This is a genomic window from Paraburkholderia sp. RCC_158 (genome assembly GCF_041355255.1).
GTDB lineage: Bacteria > Pseudomonadota > Gammaproteobacteria > Burkholderiales > Burkholderiaceae > Paraburkholderia > Paraburkholderia graminis.
Window position 1 is genome coordinate 1 of record NZ_JBFUPM010000013.1, and the last position, 22,918, is coordinate 22,918.

17 protein-coding genes are annotated in these 22,918 nt (G+C 63.3%); 7 read left to right on the plus strand and 10 right to left on the minus strand.

Annotated features, from left to right (window positions below; translation table 11 throughout):
• A partial coding sequence (locus tag AB6809_RS23135; protein WP_371027346.1) for an integrase arm-type DNA-binding domain-containing protein occupies positions 1 to 1,105 on the minus strand: 1,105 nt, incomplete at its 3' end.
• A gap of 402 nt (positions 1,106 to 1,507) precedes the next feature.
• Between AB6809_RS23135 and AB6809_RS23140 the strand changes: the two genes are divergently transcribed.
• Positions 1,508 to 1,960 carry a restriction endonuclease gene (locus AB6809_RS23140; protein ID WP_344676324.1) on the plus strand — a complete coding sequence of 151 codons (453 nt, stop codon included), beginning with the start codon at positions 1,508 to 1,510 and terminating at the stop codon, positions 1,958 to 1,960.
• Positions 1,961 to 2,149: 189 nt separating this feature from the next.
• On the opposite strand, the gene AB6809_RS23145 is transcribed toward AB6809_RS23140, so the two are convergent.
• Positions 2,150 to 3,904 (minus strand): methyl-accepting chemotaxis protein, encoded by a 1,755-nt coding sequence (locus AB6809_RS23145; RefSeq protein ID WP_029969531.1) that lies wholly within the window; start codon positions 3,902 to 3,904, stop codon positions 2,150 to 2,152.
• A 402-nt stretch (positions 3,905 to 4,306) separates the two neighbouring features.
• On the opposite strand from AB6809_RS23145, the gene AB6809_RS23150 reads away from it, so the two are divergent.
• From AB6809_RS23150 to AB6809_RS23165, 4 genes are all read left to right on the plus strand, one after another.
• Positions 4,307 to 5,836, plus strand: coding sequence for a sensor domain-containing diguanylate cyclase (locus AB6809_RS23150; protein ID WP_029969532.1), 1,530 nt, complete (start codon positions 4,307 to 4,309; stop codon positions 5,834 to 5,836).
• 87 nt (positions 5,837 to 5,923) lie between these two features.
• Positions 5,924 to 6,547: a DUF2239 family protein gene (locus tag AB6809_RS23155; RefSeq protein ID WP_029969533.1), complete on the plus strand. Its 624-nt coding sequence runs from the start codon at positions 5,924 to 5,926 to the stop codon at positions 6,545 to 6,547.
• A gap of 375 nt (positions 6,548 to 6,922) precedes the next feature.
• Positions 6,923 to 8,488 (plus strand): methyl-accepting chemotaxis protein, encoded by a 1,566-nt coding sequence (locus AB6809_RS23160; protein ID WP_310030093.1) that lies wholly within the window; start codon positions 6,923 to 6,925, stop codon positions 8,486 to 8,488.
• Between the two features lie 167 nt (positions 8,489 to 8,655).
• A complete protein-coding gene (locus AB6809_RS23165) occupies positions 8,656 to 9,963 on the plus strand; it encodes a solute carrier family 23 protein (RefSeq protein WP_029969535.1) in 1,308 nt (435 codons plus the stop codon).
• 19 nt (positions 9,964 to 9,982) lie between these two features.
• Here AB6809_RS23165 and AB6809_RS23170 read toward each other — a convergent pair whose 3' ends face one another.
• The gene (locus AB6809_RS23170) at positions 9,983 to 11,632 is read right to left on the minus strand and encodes a Na+/H+ antiporter (RefSeq protein WP_029969537.1); all 1,650 of its coding nucleotides are present in this window, start codon (positions 11,630 to 11,632) and stop codon (positions 9,983 to 9,985) included.
• 287 nt (positions 11,633 to 11,919) lie between these two features.
• On the opposite strand from AB6809_RS23170, the gene AB6809_RS23175 reads away from it, so the two are divergent.
• A complete protein-coding gene (locus tag AB6809_RS23175) occupies positions 11,920 to 13,197 on the plus strand; it encodes an EAL domain-containing protein (protein ID WP_006048190.1) in 1,278 nt (425 codons plus the stop codon).
• Positions 13,198 to 13,232: 35 nt separating this feature from the next.
• On the plus strand, positions 13,233 to 13,925 hold the full coding sequence (locus tag AB6809_RS23180) for a copper homeostasis protein CutC (protein ID WP_029969539.1): 693 nt from the start codon (positions 13,233 to 13,235) through the stop codon (positions 13,923 to 13,925).
• 81 nt (positions 13,926 to 14,006) lie between these two features.
• On the opposite strand, the gene AB6809_RS23185 is transcribed toward AB6809_RS23180, so the two are convergent.
• From AB6809_RS23185 to AB6809_RS23215, 7 genes are all read right to left on the minus strand, one after another.
• Positions 14,007 to 17,594, minus strand: coding sequence for an indolepyruvate ferredoxin oxidoreductase family protein (locus tag AB6809_RS23185; RefSeq protein ID WP_310030088.1), 3,588 nt, complete (start codon positions 17,592 to 17,594; stop codon positions 14,007 to 14,009).
• 289 nt (positions 17,595 to 17,883) lie between these two features.
• Positions 17,884 to 18,843, minus strand: a complete 960-nt coding sequence (locus tag AB6809_RS23190) for an ion channel (protein ID WP_029969542.1) — start codon at positions 18,841 to 18,843, stop codon at positions 17,884 to 17,886.
• Between the two features lie 138 nt (positions 18,844 to 18,981).
• A complete protein-coding gene (locus tag AB6809_RS23195; RefSeq protein ID WP_006048186.1) occupies positions 18,982 to 19,227 on the minus strand; it encodes a hypothetical protein in 246 nt (81 codons plus the stop codon).
• A gap of 65 nt (positions 19,228 to 19,292) precedes the next feature.
• Entirely contained in the window at positions 19,293 to 19,523 is a 231-nt protein-coding gene (locus tag AB6809_RS23200) for a hypothetical protein (protein ID WP_006048185.1), read from the minus strand.
• Between the two features lie 123 nt (positions 19,524 to 19,646).
• Positions 19,647 to 20,558, minus strand: a complete 912-nt coding sequence (locus AB6809_RS23205; protein WP_310030082.1) for a carbohydrate kinase — start codon at positions 20,556 to 20,558, stop codon at positions 19,647 to 19,649.
• Entirely contained in the window at positions 20,555 to 21,841 is a 1,287-nt protein-coding gene (locus tag AB6809_RS23210) for an AGE family epimerase/isomerase (RefSeq protein WP_371027290.1), read from the minus strand. Before AB6809_RS23210 ends, AB6809_RS23205 begins: the two co-directional genes overlap by 4 nt.
• Positions 21,838 to 22,824 (minus strand): LacI family DNA-binding transcriptional regulator, encoded by a 987-nt coding sequence (locus AB6809_RS23215; RefSeq protein ID WP_006048182.1) that lies wholly within the window; start codon positions 22,822 to 22,824, stop codon positions 21,838 to 21,840. Before AB6809_RS23215 ends, AB6809_RS23210 begins: the two co-directional genes overlap by 4 nt.
• Positions 22,825 to 22,918 lie beyond the last annotated feature (94 nt).

Below are 22,918 nucleotides of genomic sequence, written 5' to 3' on the forward strand. Positions count from 1 at the left end.
TAACCGTATACGCAGGTGTATCAAATTCAAATTGCGTTTGCGTCCGAAGCTGTATCAACTTGAGATTGCGTTTGACATTCAGTCGTTGAAGGCTCAACAATAGGCTCGCTAAGTACGGAGTGAGCGGAATCGTCCGACCGCCGGTACCTTCCACTTTGTCGTTCATCGTTAGGCTCCGCCACCTGAAGTCCACGTCGTCCCAGCGCAATGCGGCCAGCTCCTCACGACGAGCTCCAGTAATTAGAAGTCCTTGCAGGTATGCGCTGATGACTGGATTCGCGATGCCACGTACCGCGCTAAACCAAACAGACAGCTGCTCGCGCTGCAGGCAGTCGTCCTTCGCGGCGCTGCGAGGGAGAATGCCCTTGACCTTTGGCGAAGCATAGGCATCTGGTGGGATGATGCCCGCGTAGGTCTCGTGAGTGTCGCACCACCGAATGAACGCCTTGAAAAGGCCGAAAGCGTGGCCGGCATTCGTCGCCCCCCGGGGTATTTCGACCTCGAGCCATTCGGACATGGATGTCGCCGTGATCTCGGTTAACCTACGTGGCATGAGCGGAGCTAATGGTCCACGCACTTTTTCTTTGCCGCCGCGTTTTGCGATACCTCCGCCGGGCGACGAGAGGTTGATATGGTCGAGGATGTATCTCTCCGACCGCGGTTTCTTGGTTTTTGGCGAGATCTTTGTTCGAAGATGCTCCAAGTAATGCTCCCACGCTTCGCCGACAGTTACATCCTGACGGCGCTTCGCTGCCTGGCGGGCTTCGTGTGCGGCCTTCTGCTCTGCCTCTCGTTCACGCGGATCAACACCGCCGTCAATAAGCGTCTGGAGACTACGCGCTCGTTCCTGAGCGCGGTCGATCGTCCAGCTCCTCGGATCGCCAATCGTAATCCGCACGGTCGAGCCATGGATCTTCCCTTGGAAAATGTAAGCCTTGGCTCCGCCTGCTGTGGCTCGCAAGCCGAGCCCAGGAGTCTTGCTGTCCCAAAGAAACGACTGCGACTTACCCTGTTCGCAGCGATGCGCCTCTACCCGGGCCGCCGTGAAGTTTACCTTTTCATCAACACCTTCGGTTTGTTGATTCCTGATGCTCAGGCCGTCTATAAGCTGAGTGCAGACGGCTCAGGCTTTCTCGAAAGCAATCCTACGGTACTGAGGAAGCTGGACGAAGAAGAGGGATTGCCCCCGCTTCTCTCGATTCTTGCCGCCCATTCACCAGCGAAACGGGGCGACCTGCTCGATGAATGGGCCGAGTTCCTGCTTGAAAACTCAAACTACCGCACCATTTCGACGTTCAAGGAAACTTTGCGTCGCCGTCTGCTGAATCTTGTTGAACGCGGATATGTGGCGCGGGAAGGCAACACCTACACGATCACCGATAAAGGCATCGCATACTCTGCCCCGCTAGGTCCGGAAGAAATTCAACGCCCCCATCTCGCGGTACTGGGCGCAATCAAAAACTATAACGACACACAAACCAAAGAGCTTCGCGAACGGTTGGGGAAAATGAATCCATACCGATTCGAATCGCTTATCAAGGACCTTCTTGAAGCAATGGACTACGAGGATGTCGTGGTCACGAAGCAAAGTGGTGACAAAGGTGTGGATGTTGTTGCGAGCTTCCAGTTTGGTATCACGCAGATCAAAGAAGTGGTCCAGGTAAAGCGGCACAAGGGCAATATCACCCGGCCGGTACTCGATCAGTTGCGTGGTGCGCTCCCTTACCACGGTGCGATTCGCGGAACGATTATTACCACCGGAGGCTTTGCTCAAGGTTGCAAGGATGCTGCTCTATTTCCAGGCGCTGCTCCGATTACCCTGATCGATGGCGACAAGGTCATCGAGCTGCTACTAAAGCACGGCGTTGGCGTGAAGAAGAAGCCGCAAACGCTAATTGAGATCGACGAAAGCTACTTTGCAAGTGACGATCCTGAAACTGAAATCACTGAAGAGCAGTAACCGTTTATATCTATCTGCACTACCATCAAATCGATCCGACACATCATGCGCAAGATGTCGCCGTCGATGGGGACGCGCAGCGCATCTTCCTCAAGATCTACGACGACGAGCCTCACAAACCCCAGCAGCCTCAAACTGCCGGGGGTTTTTCTTCACCCGCCCTCGCAACCCACCCACCGAAGCATCCACTCAAAACTTATCACACCCGTCATCGCCACCGACGGTAGCAACCGGCGACGCCAACCCCTTCGCCGGCACAGGCACCGGTTCAGCCTTGACCCCAGCGCGAACCGCACTCACCGGCTTGTCGCAAGCCACATTGGCTAGCTTACCCACCTTAGCCACCCCAGCCCCCGCGTCTTCCCTCAGCACGAGGTCAACCCCCACCCCCACCCGAAAAAACCCCACAGTCTCACTCAACCGCTCCCCCTGTTCCTCCATCGACCGCGAAGCCGCCGCCGCCTGTTCCACCAGCGCCGCGTTTTGCTGCGTGACGTTGTCCATCTGCGTGATCGCGAGGTTGATCTGCTCGATGCCGCGGCTCTGTTCGCTCGAGGCCGCCGCAATCTCCGACATGATGTCCGTCACGCGCGCCACGGCATGCGTGACTTCCGTCATCGTCTTGCCCGCTTCGCCGGCAAGCGACGAGCCGTCGCGAATCCTTCCCACCGAATCGGCGATCAGATCCTTGATCTCCTTCGCCGCGCTCGACGAGCGCTGCGCGAGACTCCGCACCTCGCTTGCGACCACCGCGAACCCGCGTCCCTGTTCGCCCGCGCGTGCCGCTTCCACGGCTGCGTTCAGCGCAAGAATGTTGGTCTGAAACGCGATCCCTTCGATGATGCCCGTGATGTCGGCAATCTTCGTCGAGCTATCGCTGATGTCCTGCATCGTGCTCACCACCTGGCCGACCACGGCGCTGCCTTTCTGGGCGACAGACGAAGCATTCGCGGCGAGCGTGCTGCCTTGCTGCGCGTTATCGGCGTTCTGCTTCACCGTCGACGTGAGCTGCTCCATGCTCGACGCCGTCTCCTGCAACGACGCCGCCTGCTGTTCCGTACGCTGGCTCAGATCCATGTTGCCCGCCGCGATCTCGCGAGCCGCGCCCGCGATGCTCGTGCTGGCGTCGCGCACGCGTCCGACGACCGTCGTCAGACGCTCGTTCATCTCGCGCAGCGCGCCGAGCAGTTTGCTGGTCTCATCCTTGCCGTCGACGCGAATGCGCGTGCGCAAATCGCCTTGCGACACGGTCCGCGCGACGTCGATGGCAACGCCCAACGGCCCGCTCACGGCACGCGTGATCGCGACACACGCGCCGACTGCAAGCGCAACCGCGAGCAGCGAAATGGCGATCAGCATATTGCGCTGGTTCTCGTAATGCGCCGCGTAGTCGGCGATCATCGTCTCCTGCCGCGCATGCGCGTGCCCGGCATACGCGTCGGTCGCGCGAATCAGCGCCGCGAGGAGCGGCCGGCACTGATCGTCCATTTTGACAATCGCCTCGTCGCGCTTGTTGGCGAGCGCGAGGCCGACAATGTCGGTCGCGACCGGGCCATACGCGGTCTCCACGCGATTGATTTCGGCCACGAGGCTGCGCGCCTTGTCGTCGGCGCCGGCGTCCCTGACCATCTCGTTCAGCTTCTTGAGATTCGCCGCCACGTCTTCGTGTGCACGCGTGACCTGCGCTTTTTCGATCTCGAGATCCTCGGGCTTGACGACGAGCACGAGATTGCGCGCCGCGATCGCGCGGCGATCAACCGCGGTTCGCACCTGAACCGCCATGTCGGCGCGCGCGTTGATGCCGCGCACGAAACTGGAAAAGCCATCGGTGGAATCGGCGAGCGACTTGAGCGAAAGTCCCGCGACCGCAACGACGATCAGGGACAGCATGCCGAAGCCGGCTATCAGCTTCGCTTTAATGGTGAACTGGTTCAGAGCGGCCATGTATCTGTATTTCTCCAGGGACGAAACGAGCGCTTCGTAATGGACTCTCAGGTCCGGGAATGGGAGCGTCTATGCGGCCGCCGGACAGTCGACGACCTCGCGCGGTGTTGCCGCTTCGTGCGAGCACAAAAAGCGGCATCCCATTTATTGGTTATCGGAGCTTCGCAGATGGACTTGAGAGAAGCCGCGTAATCCACGACCCCGTAACAGCCGCCGCCGTCTAAACTTCCACCCAACTCTCACCGCCAACCAAAGACAACCAAAAGACAACCGTAAGCCCCGCGCAAGCCGCCAAACCCCCGTCTTTTCCACGATTTGGGCCGCGGTTCCCTCTGTTACGCTACCGGCTTGCCATACGTGCCCACGGGCGCGTCCTTTCCCCACCGCGCGCCAAGGCAGCGCATGTCCGAACCGAACAACATGGTCACGCGTCGTCCCAACCTCATCATCGCGATCAGTGGCGTGCTGGCGAGCGCAATCCTCGCGCTCGCCGTGTGGGTGCTCGCGCAGATGCACGACGACGCGTTGCGGCGCGCGCAGGACTCGGTCTTCAACGTTTCGCTGCTGGTTGAGCGCGACGTCTCGCGCAACCTGGAAATTTACGATTTGTCGATCCGAACGGTGATCGACGGGCTCAAGCAGTCGCGCGTGATGCAACTCGATCCGGCGCTGCGTCAGATGGTGCTGTTCGACGGCTCGGCGTCGGCGAAAGACATGGGCTCGATTCTCGTCATCGATGAAACGGGCTATATCACGATCGATTCGCAGTCGCTGCCGCCGCGCCACGTTTATCTCGGCGACCGCGACTACTTCAAGGTCCATCGCGATTCGCCTAGCGTCGGTTTGTACGTGAGCCGTCCGTTCATGCCGCGCACGACGGGCGCTGACATGAGCATTGGCCTCAGCCGGCGCATCACGCGGCCGGATGGCAGCTTCGGCGGCGTCGTCGTGGGCACGATGCGCCTGAAGTATTTCCGCAGCCTGTTCGACGGGATGAACCTCGGCGCGGGCGGATCGATGGCGCTGATGCTGAGCGACGGCACGATGTTGATGAGGCGTCCGTACGATCCGAAGACGATCGGCATCAATCTGATGGGTACAGCCAACTATTCGCGCTTCGTCCAGCAGCCGAGCGGCGACTTCTTCGGAACGGCGGCGATCGACGGCGTCGAGCGCTGGTACGCGTTTCGCCACATCGACATGTATCCGCTGATTCTCGACGTCGCGCTGTCCACGCGCGATATCTACGTCGGCTGGCGGCGGCGCGCATGGATCATCGGCTCGCTGATCGGCGCGCTCAATCTCACGATGATCGCGCTCGCCGTGCTGTTCGCGCAGCAGATACGGCGGCGCCTCATCGCCGAGGAAGAGCTGCGCCTGCTCGCGAGCACGGACGGTCTCACGGGCGTCGACAACCGCCGCACCTTCGAGCAGTCCGCGGAGAACGAATGGCGCCGCGTGCACCGCAACGGCGGCTCGCTTTCGATGCTGCTGATCGACGTCGACAGTTTCAAGGGATTCAACGACCTGTACGGCCACTCGGCCGGCGACGATGCGCTGATCACGGTGGCTCGCTGCATCACGCAGAACGTGCAGCGTCCGGGCGACACAGCGGCGCGCTACGGCGGCGAAGAGTTCGCGGTTCTTTTGCCGGACACCGACCAGGCCGGCGCAATGTCCATTGGCGAGAAAATCCGCGCGGCCGTGGAGGCAATTGGGCTCGGTCACGTGGCCAGCTCGCACCATGTGCTGACCGTGAGCATCGGCGTCGCGACGATGCAGGGCGAGGCGTTCACGTCGAGCCGCGCGCTCGTCGACGCCGCCGATCAGGCGTTGTATGCCGCGAAGGATGCGGGCCGCAATCGCGTGTCTTCGTACGGGCCGGGCGTGCCGGCGGCGGAAGGCAGCGCGACAACTGTCGTTGGTCGATAGCGCTGCCTCAAAATAATACCCGGATAATATGTTGCGCTTTTATTTAACCCGGATATAATTCGACAACTTCCCGAACCGGAGATTGTCGTGACCACGTATTCCCGCACCTGTACGGCCTTTGAGGGCCATCGCCTTATCGCTTCCGGCGAATTGCCGCGGGTCGCGCTCGCCGTCAAAGAAGTCCTCGCGCGGGGCGAACAGGCGCCCGTCCTCGTTTTCGACGACGCCAGCGCGGCTCCCGTCGAATTCGATTTGCGCGGCAGTGCGGAGGACATCGTCGCGCGCTTGAACGAGGCTGAGCGCGCCGCATATCCCACCACCGACGCAACCACCGCCGCCGCCGCCGACACCAGCACGCCACGCGGTCGCGGACGGCCGAGGCTTGGCGTCGTCGCGCGCGAAGTGACGTTGTTGCCGCGTCATTGGGATTGGCTGAATGCGCAGCCGGGCGGCGCGTCGGTCGCGCTACGCAAGCTGGTCGAGACGGCGCGCGCAACCGGCGAGCATGTCGACCGCAGACGCGCAGCGCAGGAAGCGGTGTATCGCTTCATGACGGCGCTGGCGGGCAACTTGCCGGATTACGAAGATGCGACTCGTGCGCTCTATGCCGGCGACCGGCCGCGCTTCGAAGAAAGAATCGCGCAATGGCCGGAGGATGTCCGCACTTACACCTTGCGGCTCGCTGAGAATGCGTTCGAACCGCACGCCTGAACCGAAGCAAGGCGAAAAAAAACCGCTCACACCCGGAGAGCGTGAGCGGAAAGTCGGAGAGTTACAACAACATCGCATGCGTTAATTGGGGTCAACGCAGCGGGGCAAGTCTAAGAGCCCAATCGCTGCTTCGCTATCGGACGAATCTCAAACGCGTAGCTCGTTTGCATCTGCCAGGCATTCCTTACATTATCCTGTCCCGCTTATTCCGGGATTCATTGCATCAAGTCCGCGCGCTGCGCGCCGTAAAACGAACTGAACGCTGCTGAGCCGCTGCGTCGCCAACGCGCCTTCTTACTCCTGATGCGTCGTTGGCACGTTCCGGCCGTGACGCGGCAGCGAGCATTTTTGTTGCGACTTGTGAAGGATAGGCCAATGAAGTGGTTCGACCGCATGACCGTGTTCAGGAAACTGCTGCTGGCATTCGCCGTGGTGATTGCGTTTTGCGTGGTGATCGGCGGCACCTCGCTGAAGACGCTGTCGTCGATGCATGACATCACGGATGCCATCTGCGATAAATATATGGACGGCCTTTACTGGCTCGAAGAAGCGAACCGCCACAAGATCGATTCGGATCTCGCCGCCGCGAACCTCGGCTATGTGAGCGGCGAAGCCGGCCGTCAGAAGCTCAAGGACAGCATCGTGGCGTCGCTCAAGCGAATGCACGAGGGCTACGACAATTATCGCGCGACGATCGTCACCGCCCAGGGCCGCCAGATGTTCGACGACGTGCTGCAGAAGTCCGCGGTCTGGGAAGGCATCGTGCAGCAGCAGATCGGCCTTGCGCCGATCCCGGCCGGCGTCGACAACGACGAACTGGTGCGCCGTGCGATCGCGTCGAGCGAGGCATTACGCGACCGCATCACGGCGCTGATCGACTATCGCCGTCAGCAAGGCAACGACGCGCAGGCCGAAGCCGCCACCAATTATCAGCGCATGCGCATGGCGATGCTCGTGCTCGTGCTGGGCGCGATCGCCGCGGGCGGCGTACTGGCCGCGATCATCGCGCGGCGCCTCGCGCGTCAGTTGGGCGGCGAACCGGATTACGCGATGCATATCGCGAACCGCATCGCCGACGGCGACCTCAGCGTGCGCGTCGAAACCCGTCCTGGCGACACACAGAGCATGCTCTTCGCACTGCGCAACATGCGCGAGCGGCTCTCGGGCATCGTTGCAGGCATCAGCGAATCGAGCGAATCGATCCTCACTGCATCGGGCGAAATCGCGCAGGGCAACACCGACCTGTCGCAACGCACCGAAGAGCAGGCCGCGGCCTTGCAGGAAACCGCGTCGAGCATGCAGCAACTGACGTCGACGGTGAAGCAGAACGCAGGCAACGCGCAGCAGGCGGGCGGCGTTGCCCACGGCGCTTCGGAAGTGGCGGCGCGCGGCAGCCATCTCGTCGGCGATGTGGTCGAAACGATGCGCGAACTCGCGGCCGGCTCGAAGCGCATGACCGACATCATCGCGGTGATCGAAGGCATCGCGTTCCAGACCAACATTCTTGCGCTGAACGCCGCGGTCGAGGCGGCGCGCGCCGGCGAGCAGGGACGCGGCTTCGCGGTCGTCGCGGGCGAAGTGCGCTCGCTCGCGCAGCGCAGCGCGGTGTCGGCGAAAGAGATCAAGGAGCTGATCGAAAACTCGACGGCGCGCGTGGACAGCGGCGCGGAACTCGCGGAGCGGGCCGGCCAGACGATGGCCGAAGTGACTCAGGCGATCAGTCGCGTGACGGACTTGATGAACGAGATTTCCGCGGCGTCGCAGGAACAAAGCACGGGCATCGAAGGCGTGAATCGCGCGGTCGCGCAAATGGACGACGTGACCCAGCAGAACGCCGCGCTCGTCGAGCAGGCCGCGGCCGCGGCGTCGTCGATGGCGGATCAGGCGAGGCAGTTGCAGGCGGCGGTGACGGTGTTCTCGCTCGAGCCGAAGCACGCGTGACGAACGTCGCGTCATCGCGCGCGTCGCGTTTGTGCCTGGCCGCGCGCGATATTGTCCGCGCTTGCCACCTCCAATCGCACTCCGTACACTCGCGCGTAATTCCCGCACGGCGCTACTTTTGCGCGCCGTCGTCCACGAAAAACGCCGAATAGAGGAGAACCCCCGCGATGGCCGATTCCTATTTTCCCCGCTGGCGCGCACAGCCAGATGCCGTCGAGGGGCGCATCGTCGGCACCGACGAACGCCTTGCCTGGCCGCAGATGTTTGCGATGGGCATTCAGCACGTCGTCGCGATGTTCGGCTCCACCGTGCTCGCGCCGTTGCTGATGGGCTTCGATCCCAACCTCTGCATCTTCATGTCGGGCATCGGCACGTTGCTGTTCTTTGTGCTGGTCGGCGGCCGCGTGCCGAGTTATCTCGGCTCGAGCTTCGCGTTCATCGGTCTCGTGATCGCGGTCACCGGCTACGGCGGCCACGGGCCGAACATGAACGTTCCCGTTGCGCTGGGCGGCATCATCGCGTGCGGCGTGGTGTATGCGGTCATCGGGCTGATCGTGTCGGCGGTCGGCACGCGCTGGATCGAAACGCTGATGCCGCCAGTCGTGACCGGCGCGATTGTCTGCGTGATCGGTTTGAATCTCGCGCCGATTGCCGTGCGCGGCGTGAGCGGCAGCAACTTCGATTCGTGGATGGCGCTCGTCACCGTGCTGTGCGTCGGCGCGGTCGCCGTGTTTGGCCGCGGCATGCTGCAACGCCTGCTGATTCTCGTCGGCCTGCTGATGGCCTACGTGATCTATGCCATCGTGACGAACGGCCTCGGCATGGGCAAGCCAGTCGACTTCTCGATCGTTGCGAACGCTGCGTGGTTCGGCATGCCGCATTTCACCGCGCCCGTGTTCAACATGCAGGCCATGACGCTGCTCGCGCCGATCGCGGTGATTCTCGTCGCCGAAAACCTCGGGCATATCAAGGCGGTTAGCGCGATGACCGGACAGAACCTCGACCGCTATATCGGCCGCGCTTTTCTCGGCGATGGACTCGCGACCGTCGTTTCCGGGTTTGCCGGCGGCACGGGTGTGACCACCTACGCGGAAAATATCGGCGTGATGGCCGTGACCAAAATCTATTCGACGCTCGTGTTCGTGATCGCCGCGTTGATCGCGCTCGTGCTCGGTTTTTCGCCGAAGTTTGGCGCGGTGATCCAGACCATTCCGGGCCCTGTGCTCGGCGGCGTTTCGATTGTCGTGTTCGGCCTGATCGCGGTGACCGGCGCGCGCATCTGGGTCGTCAACAAAGTGGACTTCTCGGACAACCGCAATCTGATCGTGGCCGCGGTCACGCTCGTGCTCGGCGCCGGCGACTTCTCGCTGAAGCTCGGCGGCTTTGGTCTTGGCGGCATCGGCACGGCCACGTTCGGCGCGATCATTCTTTACGCGCTGCTCAGAAGGAAGCCGGCGCAAGGGCCGGTAGCCTGATCGTTTTCAGGAGACGACGTTACTTCCAGCGCGCGGTCAGCGCCGTCTCCGACAAATCCACTTCATGCATGAGCTTGTTGAACGTTTCGTCGTTGATGGTCTGATTGCTGCGCAAGCTGAGCAATACCTGGCGCTCGGCACGCATTGCGGAGAGCTTCATGCGAAATTCCAGTGCGTCCGCGCGCCGCGCCATGTCGCGCGGTTCCTGATCTCCGGCGAGTGCCGTCAGCCTGCGGCGATAAATATCCATGACGCGCGCGGTCACGTCGGCGGCATAGGCCGAGGCCGATTCATCGAGATTCGCGCACTCCTTGTCATGCAGATCGTCGACGGCGCGGATCGCCGCTTGCGCCGCCATCGTGCGCGCAAGCGCTTCTTCCGCGGCGTGCGGGTCCTTGCCGCGGCGCCATCCGCGCAGGAGCAACGGCAACGCAATCACGCCGACGACGAGCGACACGAGAATCACACCCGACGCGATAAAGATCGCGAGGTCGCGCCCAGGCAACGCAGCGCCGTCCGGCAAGGTCTCGGGCAACGACAACACGCCGGCAAGCGTCACCGCGCCGCGCACGCCGGCAACTGTCGTAACCGCCACGGTGCGCAGCCCCGGCACCGCGTTCACGAGGCCATGCCGCGCTGCGCCGCGGCTCGAGAACCAGCGCAGCAGCCACACCCACGTAAAGCGCAACGCATACAGCGCGACAGCGACGACCGCGATATAGCCGATCAGGCGTCCCACTTGCGCGTCGCTCGTTTGGTGCGCGTCGAGCAATGCGCGGCCGAGAATGTGCGGAAACTGCAGCCCCAGCAGAATGAACACCATGCCGTTGAAGACGAACTCGATCATCATCCACGTATTGTTTGCGCGCAGGCGCGACGAGACCGATCCCGACGTGGCGAGCGTCGTGTAGTTCATCATCATGCCGGCGGCGACCGCCGCGAGAATGCCCGAGAGCTCGAAACGTTCGGCGATCAGGTAGGCGGCGAACGGAATCAGCAGCGTCATCACGACGCCGGGCGCCGGGTCGCCTTCTTCCGTCAGATTGAGAAAGCGCACGGACACGAAGCTGAACAGCCAGCTCACCGCCGCGCCCGTCGCGAGACCGCCGACGGCGATGATCACGAAACTGATCGACGCATCGCGCAATGAAAACACGCCGGTCAACGCGGCGGCGATCGCGAACTTGAGCGCGACGAGGCCGGACGCGTCGTTCATCAACGCTTCGCCTTCGAGAATATGCATCAGCCTGCCCGGCACCTTGCCCTTGCCGGCGATACCCGAGAGCGCGACGGCATCGGTCGGCGACAGCACCGCGGCGAGTGCGAACGCGACCGGCAGCGGCATCGACGGCACCAGCGCGTGCACGAAGTAGCCGATGGCCAGCACCGTCATGAACACGAGGCCGAGCGCGAGCATCAGGATCGAGCGGCGCGCCATGAAAAATTCGCGTTTCGGAATGCGCCATCCGTCGGCGAACAGCAGCGGCGGAATGAATAGCATCATGAAGATTTCAGGGTCGAACGTGACATGCAGCCCGAGCTTCGGCCATGCGAGCATCGCGCCCATCGCGATCTGCACGAGCGGCAACGGCAAGGGCAGCAAGCGGGTCACGACACCGGAGGCGGCCACGGCAAGCAGAAGAATCAATACGGTGAAGACGATATCCATCGGTACAGGGCTTAAATAGACAACGGGGATTATCCGACGGATCGGCGCATCGGAGCCAGGGCGCGCACACGCACGTCCATCGCACCTTAACGGTGCGCGCTCGCCCTCTGGTGGCGCACGCGCCATACCGTCGGTGCAATCTTTCACGCGAGTTACATCGCTATGTGCGCAAGCGTGCGCATGGAGCTTGCTTAAGCCATATCGATGACGCACATTTTGGAGCAATGGCGCCGTGGGTTGTTCGCATCCGCGTTCTGACCGGCCCGGCTCTCGCGTGAGAGGATTGCATGACGATTGCGCAACAGGAAAGAACGGCCGCCGCGCCTCATGGCTTCGACGTCGAAGTGACATCGGGCCTCGAACGATTTTCGGTGCAGCACGGCGAGCTGACGCTCACGAGCGTGTTTCAACCCATCTTCAGTCTGTCGCACATGCGGGCTGTCGGCTATGAAGGGCTATTGCGCGCGCACGACATGCTCGACCGGCCGGTGTCGCCGCTCGACGTGTTCGGCGAGGCGGCGCGCGTCGGCGACGTGTTGCAACTCGACCGGCTCGCGCAGACGCTGCATCTGGAAAACTTCAAGGTGCTCGGCGCCGAACGCGAGTGGCTTTTTCTCAACGTGCATCCCGGCGCGTTGACCGATCCGTATCTGTCCGCCGCATTGCTCGCCACGCTCAAGCGTCTCGACTTGCCGCCGCGGCGCATCGTGCTCGAGGTGCTCGAGCAGCGCGCGGAAGACCTCGAGCGTCTCGCGGATGCCGTGCGTCAATTCCGCGAGCGCGGCTTTCTGATTGCACTCGACGACTTCGGCGCGGGACACTCGAACGTCGAGCGCATCTGGCAACTCAACCCGGACATCGTGAAGCTCGACCGCATCATGCTGTCGCACGCCGCGCATCGCGCCGACATGGCGACGATCCTGCCGGGCCTCGTCGCGCTGTTGCACGAAGCGGGCAAGCTCGTGCTGATCGAAGGCGTGGAAACCGAGCACGAAGCGCAGATGGCGCTCGCCTGCAACGCCGACTTCGTGCAAGGCTTTTTCTTTGGCCGCCCGAATCCTGGCGCGGCCGACGCGACGCATGCGGCCAGTTGCATCGGCGAACTCACCGAGCGTTATCGCGACCAGACTGAAGCGGGCGAACGCCGCAATGCGACCCGCCTCGCGCCGTATCTGCGCGCCTTCGAACGCGCGGCCGAGCGGCTTGCGGCCGGCGAGCCGCTGGAAGAAGTGTGCTGGAATTTCCTCGCGCTCGATCACGCCGCGCGCTGCTTTCTGCTCGACGCGAAAGGGCGGCAAGCGGGCCGCAACGTCGTGCTGCGCGCCGACCGCGCGGCGCATGAAACGCGCTTCTTGCCGCTCGCCGACGCGCAAGGCGCGAACTGGCTGCGTCGTCCGTACTTTCGCGATGCGATCAATGCGCCGGAGCGCGTGCATGTCACGCGTCCGTATCTGTCGATCAACGAGGCGTTGCCGTGCGTGACGTTGTCGGTGGCCACGCAGGTTGGCGGACAAATCTGCGTGCTGTGCGGAGATATCGACTGGGTGGACGAAGAGCGCTTCTGACATCATGTCGTTTTCAACGACACACGGTTGCGCTCATGTCCGTTCTGCTCGAAGTCATTGCCACTACCGTTGCCGACGCGCGGCTCGCCGCGCAGGCGGGCGCTGACCGTCTCGAACTCGTCACCGCGATGGGCGAGGGCGGGCTCACGCCGAGCATCGGTCTGATCGAAGCCGTGGTGAACGCGGTCTCCATTCCCGTCAACGTGATCGTGCGTCCTCACAGCCGCTCGTTTGTCTACGATGCCGACGATCATGCGCTGATGCTGCATGACGTGCGCGCCGTGAAAGCGGCGGGCGCGAACGGCGTGGTGATCGGCATGTTGAACGTTGACGGCGAGATCGATCGCGAACAACTGGCGCGCGCAATCGACGCCGCCGATGGCCTTGCCGTCACCTTCCATCGCGCGTTCGATGAAGTGCGCGATCAGCGAAAAGCGCTGGACGTGCTGCTCGGTTTCGATGCGGTGACGAACGTGCTGACGTCAGGCGCACAGCCTTCCGTACTGAATGCCGAGGCGACGATTCGCGCGCTCGTGCGCCAGGCGGCAGGATCACATTGCACGGTGCTCGCGGGCGCGGGTCTGACAGTCGATGCAGTCGCCGGCTTCGTGAGCCGGACGCAAGTGCAAGCGGTGCACTTCGGCTCTGGTGTGCGTGTGGGCGGCAACGGACTTGCGCCGATCGACATCGACAAAGTTGCGCGAGTCAGGGCATTGCTGAACGCGTAAAAAAGCCGCTTCATGTCGACACATGAAGCGGCTTCATCGTTTGCGCAGCAGCAAGCGTTGCGCCGGTTTCTACAACGCGTGCTACTTCGCAACCACGACCGGAATGCCGCGCAACTGGCCCGCGCCTTTAACATCCTCCAGCGATTTCTTCACCGACACTCCCGTCGACGCTTCAATCTGCAAGCGCGCCGCGAGTTCGCGTTCGCCGCGCTTCACGCCTGCGAGATTCGCGACCTTCACATGACCATAACCGCGCACGCGAGCATGCAGATCGGCGAGCTTCGCGACGTCTTCGAGATTGCCCGCGTCGAGCTTGGCAAGCGCGCGCTGTAACGTGGTTTCGTAGTCGTCGGCGAGTTCGCGTTCCATCTTGCGCTCGAGCGTGCGGCCAAACGGATCGAGCATCGTGCCGCGCAGTCCACGCACTTTTGCTAGCACGCCGAGAACCGGCCACATCCATTGACCGAAGGTTTTCTTGGTCGGATTCCCACCGGAATGCGGGCGCGTGAGCGTCGGCGGCGCGAGGTTGAACTTGATGCCGAAGTCCTTGCCCGCGACGCCTTCGAATTGCGCTTCGAGTGCTTCGCGGAACGCGGCGTCGGTGTGCAGGCGCGCGACTTCGTATTCGTCCTTCACCGCGAGCAAGCGATAAAACGTCGTCGCCACTGCACGCGTCACGCGTTCGCTGCTTGCATCTACCGCATGTTCGGCGCGACGCGCGGCGTCGACCAGCGCGCGATAACGCTTCACATAGCTCGCGCCGCCGTAAGTCTGCAGACGGCCTTCGCGATGCGCGATCAGTTCATCGAGCGTATCGACGCGCACCGTTTGCTTCGCCGCATGCCGCGCCTGCCACAGCGATTCGAGCGCGGCGGGATCGTCGGCGGCAAGACGGCCGATCGAAAACGCGAGTTGATTCATCTGCACCGCGACGTTGTTCAACTCAATCGCACGCATCAACGCGCCGAACGACACGGGCACGAGGCCGAGTTGCCACGCGAAGCCGAGCATCAGAATGTTTGCGCCGATCGTGTCGCCGAGAAAACGTGTGGCGAGCGCCTGCGCGTCGCAGGCGGACATGCGTTCGGCTCCGGCCGCATGACGCATCTTGTCGATCAGCGCGTCGGCGTGCAGCGTCGCGTCCGGGTTCGTCACGAACGTCGCGTTCGGAATTGCATGCGTGTTGACGACGATGCGCGTGCGGCCATGACGTACCGTTTGCAATGCGTCGGCGCTTGCGCCCACCACCATATCGCAGGCGAGCAGCACGTCGGCCTGTTGCGTGTCGATGCGCACCTGGTTCAGCCATTCGTCGCGCGCCGCGAAGCGCACGAACGACAACACCGAGCCGCCCTTTTGCGCGAAGCCCATGAAGTCGAGCACCGACGCGCTCTTGCCTTCCAGATGCGCAGCCATGCTGATCAATGCGCCGACCGTCACGACGCCCGTACCGCCGACGCCCGTCACGAGAATGTCGTACGGCGCGGCATCGAGCTGCGTGGCGGGCAGCCGCAATGCGTTGACGCGTTCGGCCAGCGCTTGCGGATCGAACGCGACGCCTGCGGCTTTCTTCAGCTTGCCGCCTTCGACCGTCACAAAGCTCGGGCAAAAGCCGTTCACGCACGAATAATCTTTATTGCACGACGATTGATCGATGCGGCGCTTGCGCCCCAACGCCGTCTCAACCGGCTCCACCGACAAACAGTTCGACTGCACGCCGCAATCGCCGCAACCCTCGCACACTTCCTCGTTGATAAAGAGCCGCTTGTCCGGATCGGGGAATTCGCCTTTTTTCCGGCGACGCCGTTTTTCGGCGGCGCAGGTCTGGTCGTAGATCAGCACGGTCACGCCGTCGGTGTCGCGCAGTTCGCGCTGCACGGCATCCATTTCGCTGCGGTGATGGAACGTCGTGCCCTTCGGGAAAAGATCGTGATGGCCGTCGTATTTCTCCGGCTCGTCGCTGACCACGACGAAGCGCGATACGCCTTCGGCTTCCACCTGACGCGCGATCTGCGGCACGGAAATGCTGCCGTCGACCGGCTGGCCGCCCGTCATCGCGACCGCGTCGTTATAGAGAATCTTGTACGTGATGGTGGCTTTCGCCGCGACGGCCTGGCGGATCGCGAGAATGCCCGAATGAAAGTACGTGCCGTCGCCGAGATTCTGGAACACGTGGCGCGTTTTCGTGAACATCGAATGCGATGCCCAGTCGACGCCTTCGCCGCCCATCTGAATGAGACCGGTGGTGTCGCGCTCCATCCACGAAGCCATGAAGTGACAGCCAATGCCCGCCTGCGCAATCGAACCTTCAGGCACTTTCGTCGATGTATTGTGCGGGCAGCCCGAGCAGAAATACGGCGTGCGCTTAACGCTGTCGGCGGCGTTCGAAAGAATTTGCGGCGCGACGAGATCGACCACGCGCTCGCGGCGATCGAGCGCGGGCTTGTGCTTCGCGAGCCAGTTCGCGAACACAGGCAGAATGCGCGAAGGCCGCAATTCACCGAGCGACGACAGCAGCATGCTGCCGTCTTCCGCGTGCTTGCCGATCACGGCCGGCCGCGCGCCTTGCGTGCGGTTGTACAGATAGTCTTTGATCTGCTGCTCGATGACCGGGCCTTTCTCCTCGATCACGAGCACTTCGGAAAGACCGTCGACGAACGTATCGATGCGCGTCATTTCCAGCGGAAACGACAAGCCGACCTTGTAGATGCGCACGCCGGCCGCGTCCAGGTCGGCGACGGTCAGATCGAGGCGGCGCAACGTCTCCATCAAGTCGAGATGCGCCTTGCCGCAGGTGACGATGCCCACGTTCGCATGCGGACTCGGCGCGATCCATTTGTCGATGCTGTTGGTCCTGGCGAAATGGCGCACCGCGTCGAGTTTCGCGTGCATCCGCGATTCGATGGTGAGGCTCGGCAAGTCGGGCCAGCGGTTATGCAGGCCGCCTGCCGGCACTTCGAAATCGTGCGGGACGGTCCAGTCGGTTCGCAGCGCATCGAGATCGACGGTCGAGCCCGATTCGACGGTTTCGGAGATCGCCTTGTAGCCGACCCACGCGCCCGAGAAGCGCGACAGCGCCCAGCCGTACAGCCCGAACTCGAGCATGTCGGCGATGTTCGACGGATTCACGACCGGCATGTGCCACGCCATCATCGCGAAGTCGCTTTGATGCGGCATCGACGACGACACGCAGCCGTGATCGTCGCCGGCCACGACCAGCACGCCGCCATGCGGCGACGAGCCGTACGCGTTGCCATGCTTGAGCGCGTCGCCCGCGCGGTCGACGCCTGGGCCCTTGCCGTACCACATCGCGAACACGCCTTCGACCGTGCGTTCCGGGTCCGCTTCCACGCGCTGCGTGCCGAGCACGGCGGTGCCGCCGAGTTCTTCGTTGATCGCGGGCAGAAAGCGCACGTCGCTCGCTTCGAGCAGTTTCTTCGCCTTCCACAATTGCTGATCGACCATGCCGAGCGGCGAGCCGCGATAGCCGCTGATGAAGCCGGCGGTGTTCATGCCGCGCGCCTTGTCGAGCGCGCGCTGCATCAACGCGAGGCGCACGAGCGCCTGGGTGCCGGTCAGAAAGATGCGGCCGCGGGTCGCGGTGAGATTGTCGGACAGCTTGTAGTCGGCGAGAGCGGGCGTGCCGTCGATGGGCAGGCGAGCGGTCATGGGTGAGTCTCCGTAATTTTGCATTCGCGCGCGCGATGGGGACCGGTGGGAACCACGAAGCCCGCGCAGCGAAAGAGACTCTATTTTTTAGCGCCAATCAGAGTGGATTTTTTCTACTTTCCGCGCATGCACGCGAATGCGCGCGAAGAGCGCCGCATTTTGACGCGGTTTTGAGATGGATATGCCACGCGAAGGATGGCTTCGGGTATGCCCTGGGTGCTTCGCCGGGTTATATCGGGCGATTCCCGCCCGCGCTTCGCGTGTTGCTGCTTTGGCCGTTTATCGCCGCTTATGGCCGCACGCTCGCCGCGACAGGCGCTTCGTCGAGCGGCACGATCTCGTCGAAATGCGAGTAGTCGATATGGCTCACGCCGTCGTGCTCGCTCATGATGTCGACGAAACGGTGATGCCAGAAGATTTCGTCGCACGACCACATGTGGCGCGCCTGCATGGTTTGCGACGTCGATTCGTCGACGCCTTCGAGCGTCAGCAGCAGCGAGGTGTCGCGCGCCTTCAACGTTTCGGCGGTTTCGCCAAACAGCGGACTTTCTTCGTCGATCACATGCATCAGACTCCAGCCGAGCTTGAACACCGGATGTTGATCGCGCACGAGCGTCAGGTCATGAAGCCGCCGCAATGTGTAGCCTTCGGCCGTGGTTTCGCGCCGCAGAATGCGCAGCCGCGCATGCGCTTCGGCGATCACGTTCTGACGTCCGTTGGCCGAGCGCACGATCAGCGTCATGTGGCCGTCGAGCGGCCGGATGACCGCGTAGCGCGCGAACATGATCTTCGCGTGCGGGCGAGAGAAGCGCGCGAATATCAGCCCCGTTGCCAACGCAATGCTCGACATGCCGACGAAGATTTCGAGCGTGGCGATCCAGTGCGCGTAGACCGTTTGCGGATGCATGTCGCCATAACCGACGGTGGCGAGCGTTTCGACACTGAAGAAAAACGCGCCGCCGAAGCCCGTTGGATACAGGTTGGCAATCGGTGCGTCGCCGAGCATGTAGAGCGCGGCGAAGCTTGTGTTGAGCAACATGAACAGCACCGCGAGCGAGACGAAAAACGTCGGCCAGCGAACCGTCAGCGCGCGGTGATAGAGATCCTGCCAGAACCGCATCGGCATGCCGTGCGCGACGACCACCTGATCCTCGATACGCAGTTCGCGGCTGCCGCGCAAGCGGCGTTTTCGCGCGCGCTCTTCAGCGTCGCCGATGCCGGGAAAACGGTCGGTCGGTTCGGTAGCCATCGCGTGCTCGAGGAATGAAAACGGCGCAAGCGTAGCACGGCGCCTGGCTCGCCGAACGCGGCTTGCGAGTGCGAAGCGCGGCGCGCCCGAAAGCCGCACGCCGCGCCGCGCTTCGCACTCGCAAGCCTTAATGCCGCTTTATGGAAACGCCCGCGGCTTCGGAATGCCCGCGCCGTGTTCGATGTCCTCGACCGCTTGCTGATGCGCGGCCGCGATCGCCTCGGCGGAGTCGCCATAACCGTTGTCGCCGCCGACGGTCGTCCACGGCTTGACCGCTTTCTCGCGATGCCGGATTTCGTACTCGGCGTCCCAGCGCGCGCCGCTGAGTTCGATCGGGCGCACGTGAATCGAGTACACGCCGTAGAGGAACAGTTGTTCAGCCATGATCGCCTCCAACCATTGCGTTCAGGCGGCGCGGCGCGGATGCACGAGCGCGGGCGCCGGTCTGCCTAGAGTTCGATTTCCCCGAGTATGCGATGAGCGAGCGCCTTCGCTTCTTCCAGTGCCTCGCCTGGCGTGGACGACGTAGCCTCGACTTCGTAGACGGTGGTTTCCTGGTCCTCGCTCGCTTCGCCTTCGTCGCGCGCGAGTGTGACTACGCCTTGCCAGGTGTCCCGATCGAGTTCTCTTACCGACGCAGTGGCCGTGTAGATGCCTTTGGTGTAGGTGATGTCCTCCATGGCGTCGCTCCTCGTTCCAAAGGTTGCCGTGTTTTCATGCTAGCACGGCCATCGCGCATCGGCAGAAGCGGCGACGTGCCGCAGGGCGCAGGCCGCGCGCAACGCCAACATAAACCACCCGCGTTACAACAGCGCGACGACTTCATCCAGCGACGGCGCATGCGCGCCCGCATGCCGGCACGCCGCCGCGCCCGCCGCCAGCGCGAACGCCAGATGCTCGGGCCACGCGCGTTGCGAAGCGGTCATCAGGCTGAACAGCAAGCCGCCGATCGACGCGTCGCCCGCGCCGACCGTATCCACCACCTCAACGCGCGGCGGCCGCGCTTCGACCGTCATCGCGCCGTCGATCAGCAGCGCCGTTTCCGGTCCGCGAGTGACGAGGACCGTGGCGCTCGGGTTCATCGAACGCAATTGGGCGAGTGCTTGCGCTTCGTCGTCGGTCTTGAACAGCAGGCGCAGGTCTTCGTCGGAGACCTTGATGAGATCGGCGAGCGCGGCCATTTTGCGCAGCGTGGGTTCGTAGCCATGCTCCATCAGGTTGCGGTAGTTCGGATCGAAGCTGATCTTCACGCCGCGCGAGCGCAACTCGGCGGCCAATGCCGCGAGCGTATCGCCAAGCGGTTGACGCACGAGACTGATGCAGCCGAAGTGCGCCCACTTCACGCGCTCCATCCAGCCGGCCGGCAGGTGCGCGGGATCGAACGCGAGATCGGCGCCATTTTCGCCCATGAAAAAGTACGCGGGCGGATGCGTGCGATGAACGATCGCGAGCAAGGGCGGGCGCTCGACGCGCTGCATGAAGCGCATGTCGAGGCCGGCCGCGACGCTCGCGTCCCACAGCTCGTCGGAGAAATTGTCGACGCCTAGCGAGCCCGCGCACGCGGTCGGCAAGCCGAGCCGCGCCACGCAGCGCGCCACGTTCCAGCCGGCGCCGCCCGGACGCGACAGCCATTGCGAGGCGCCCGTGCGCACGAGGTCGGTGAGGATGTCGCCTGCCGAAACGAAAACCGGCAGTTCATGGTTTGCGTTGCTCATTTTGCCAGCTCCGTTTGAACGGTTGCAGTGGCTGTGGCCGCGCCGTTGGGCAGCGCGTGCGCGAGCACCTCGTAGCACGCGCCCATCGTGTGATAGTCGGTCTTGCCGGCCGGGCTCTTTTCGTCGCTGTATTTGCGGTTGTCGCAGGTGAGTATGCGATACCAGGCGCCGTATTTGTGATCGACGAAGTGCGTCCAGCTATAGCGCCAGATCTCGTCGTACCAGTCCCAGAAGCGCTCGTTGCCCGTGCGCTTGCCGAGCAGCGCGGCGGTCGCGAAAGTCTCCGCCTGGACCCAGAAGTATTTGTCGTGATCGCAGACGGTGCCGTCGGGGCCGAAGCCGTAGTAGAGGCCGCCGTGGTCTTCGTCCCATGCGTGCGTCATCGCGGCGTCGAACAGTTCGATTGCGCGCGGCAAGAGCCACGGCAACGGACGGTAGCGCTCGAGAATCAGCAGCAGCTTCGCCCATTCGGTTTGATGACCCGGCTGAAAGCCCCACGGACGAAAAATGTTCGAGCTGTCTTCCTCGTTGTAGTGCCAGTCCACCGACCAGTCCGCATGAAAGTGCTCCCACACCAGACCCTGCGAGAGTTTCGCCTGACGCAGCGTGATGTTCGACGCGACGCGCTCGGCGCGATCCAGATAGACGAGGTGGCCGGTCGCTTCATGCGCGGTCAGCAAAGCCTCGGTGGTGTGCATGTTCGCGTTTTGCCCGCGATAGGAACTCACGCGCCAGTCGGGCGATGCTTCGTCGGCATAGAGACCCGCGGCGGCGTCCCAGAAGCGGTGCTCCATCAGTTCGAAGGTCGCGCCGATCATCGGCTTGGCTTCCTCGATGCCGGCCATGGCCGCATGCGAATACGCGAGCAGCACGAAGGCCAAGCCGTAGCAATGACGCGTGGCGTCGAGCGTGCGCTTTTTGCCGTCGCGCCACTCGATCTCCCAGTCGTAGCCTTCGTGCTGCGCGTCCCAATGGGCGTCGTGCAGAAAGCGCAGACCGTGGCGCGCGTATTCCAGATGCTTCGGGTCGCCAAACTGGCGATACGCCATCGCGTAGTTGAACACGTAGCGGCAACTGCTCACCAGATGCCGCGTGGTTTTGTCGTAGACGGAACCGTCGTCGCGGAAAAAGTGGAAGAAGCCGCCGCTCGGATCGAGCACGTTCGGCGCGTAAAAGCGCAGCGTGTCCTCGATATGCGAGAGCAGAAACTCGCGGCTTCTGAAACTGGCGACGGGCGGCACGGCAGGGCCGTTCGCGGAGTGAGGCGTGGCGGATTGCGTCATGGCGTTTTCACCAAAGTACTGGCACGGGCGATGAGATGGACGGGCAAGCGGACTTCCGTTTCGGCGGGCGCGTCTTCGAGCAGCAATTCGACGCCGCGCCGGCCGAGCGCTTCCTTGTCGACGGAGATAGTGGAGAGCGGCGGCGTGGCATGCGCGGCGGCGGGAATGTCGTCAAAGCCGATCACCGCGATGTCCTCCGGCACGCGCACGCCGCGCGCGAAGCAGGCGCGCAGCGCCGCGAGCGCGGCGGCGTCGTTGTAGGCGAATACCGCGTCCGGACGCGGACCGGGCGCATCGAGCAGTTGCTGCATCGCGCGGGCCGCGCCGCTGTCGGGGTCGAGGCCGGCATCGATCGTCACTTCCAGCGACGGGTCGAACAGCAGCCCCGCTTCGAAAAACGCGCGCCGGTAGCCGAGCGCGCGCTGCGCGATGCTGAAGTGCGCAAGCGATCCGCCGATGAACGCGACGCGCTTGCGCCCCTGTTCGAACAGATGGCGCATGGCGAGCGCGGCGCCCGCGGCGTTGTCGAGATTGACCGAGCGCAGGCCGGGCGCCCACAGGTCGATCAGCACGAGCGGCCGCTGCATCGCGACGAGCGTGGCAAGCGTCTCGGGCTCGACGAAGCCGGCGATGGCGACGGCGTCGGGCGCATGCAGACGCATCTGCTCAATCACGTCTTCGGTCGGTCCCGCAGTCAGCACGGACGGCACGATGCCGCGCTCGCGGCACGCGTCTTCGACACCATGCAGAACGTGCGAGAAGAACGGGCTGACGGCGAAGTTGTTGTGCTGCCGATGCAGCAGGAAGGTCAGGCGGCGAATACGCGGACGCAGTTGCGCGGCGTCGTAGCCGAGTTCGCGCGCGGCCTTGACCACGCGCACGCGGGTGGCCTCGGAAAGCCCTGGCTGGTTTTTCAGTGCGCGCGACACGGTGCCGATCGACACGCTGGCCGCGCGCGCGACGTCGCGAATGGTTATCGCCATCGAAGCAGGCGGCCGTGCAAAGGCGGCCGCGCGGTGTTTGGGTCCGGGCGATTGTATAGTAAAACGAAGCCGAAACAGCCTGAAAAAAGCGCTG

Excerpts from the sequence above, each read along its gene's own strand:
- AB6809_RS23140 (WP_344676324.1), top strand. The coding sequence starts at position 1,508 with ATGAATCCATACCGATTCGAATCGCTTATCAAGGACCTTCTTGAAGCA.
- AB6809_RS23145 (WP_029969531.1), bottom strand. The coding sequence starts at position 3,904 with ATGGCCGCTCTGAACCAGTTCACCATTAAAGCGAAGCTGATAGCCGGC.
- AB6809_RS23150 (WP_029969532.1), top strand. The coding sequence starts at position 4,307 with ATGTCCGAACCGAACAACATGGTCACGCGTCGTCCCAACCTCATCATC.
- AB6809_RS23160 (WP_310030093.1), top strand. The coding sequence starts at position 6,923 with ATGAAGTGGTTCGACCGCATGACCGTGTTCAGGAAACTGCTGCTGGCA.
- AB6809_RS23165 (WP_029969535.1), top strand. The coding sequence starts at position 8,656 with ATGGCCGATTCCTATTTTCCCCGCTGGCGCGCACAGCCAGATGCCGTC.
- AB6809_RS23170 (WP_029969537.1), bottom strand. The coding sequence starts at position 11,632 with ATGGATATCGTCTTCACCGTATTGATTCTTCTGCTTGCCGTGGCCGCC.
- AB6809_RS23175 (WP_006048190.1), top strand. The coding sequence starts at position 11,920 with ATGACGATTGCGCAACAGGAAAGAACGGCCGCCGCGCCTCATGGCTTC.
- AB6809_RS23180 (WP_029969539.1), top strand. The coding sequence starts at position 13,233 with ATGTCCGTTCTGCTCGAAGTCATTGCCACTACCGTTGCCGACGCGCGG.
- AB6809_RS23185 (WP_310030088.1), bottom strand. The coding sequence starts at position 17,594 with ATGACCGCTCGCCTGCCCATCGACGGCACGCCCGCTCTCGCCGACTAC.
- AB6809_RS23190 (WP_029969542.1), bottom strand. The coding sequence starts at position 18,843 with ATGGCTACCGAACCGACCGACCGTTTTCCCGGCATCGGCGACGCTGAA.
- AB6809_RS23195 (WP_006048186.1), bottom strand. The coding sequence starts at position 19,227 with ATGGCTGAACAACTGTTCCTCTACGGCGTGTACTCGATTCACGTGCGC.
- AB6809_RS23200 (WP_006048185.1), bottom strand. The coding sequence starts at position 19,523 with ATGGAGGACATCACCTACACCAAAGGCATCTACACGGCCACTGCGTCG.
- AB6809_RS23205 (WP_310030082.1), bottom strand. The coding sequence starts at position 20,558 with ATGAGCAACGCAAACCATGAACTGCCGGTTTTCGTTTCGGCAGGCGAC.
- AB6809_RS23210 (WP_371027290.1), bottom strand. The coding sequence starts at position 21,841 with ATGACGCAATCCGCCACGCCTCACTCCGCGAACGGCCCTGCCGTGCCG.
- AB6809_RS23215 (WP_006048182.1), bottom strand. The coding sequence starts at position 22,824 with ATGGCGATAACCATTCGCGACGTCGCGCGCGCGGCCAGCGTGTCGATC.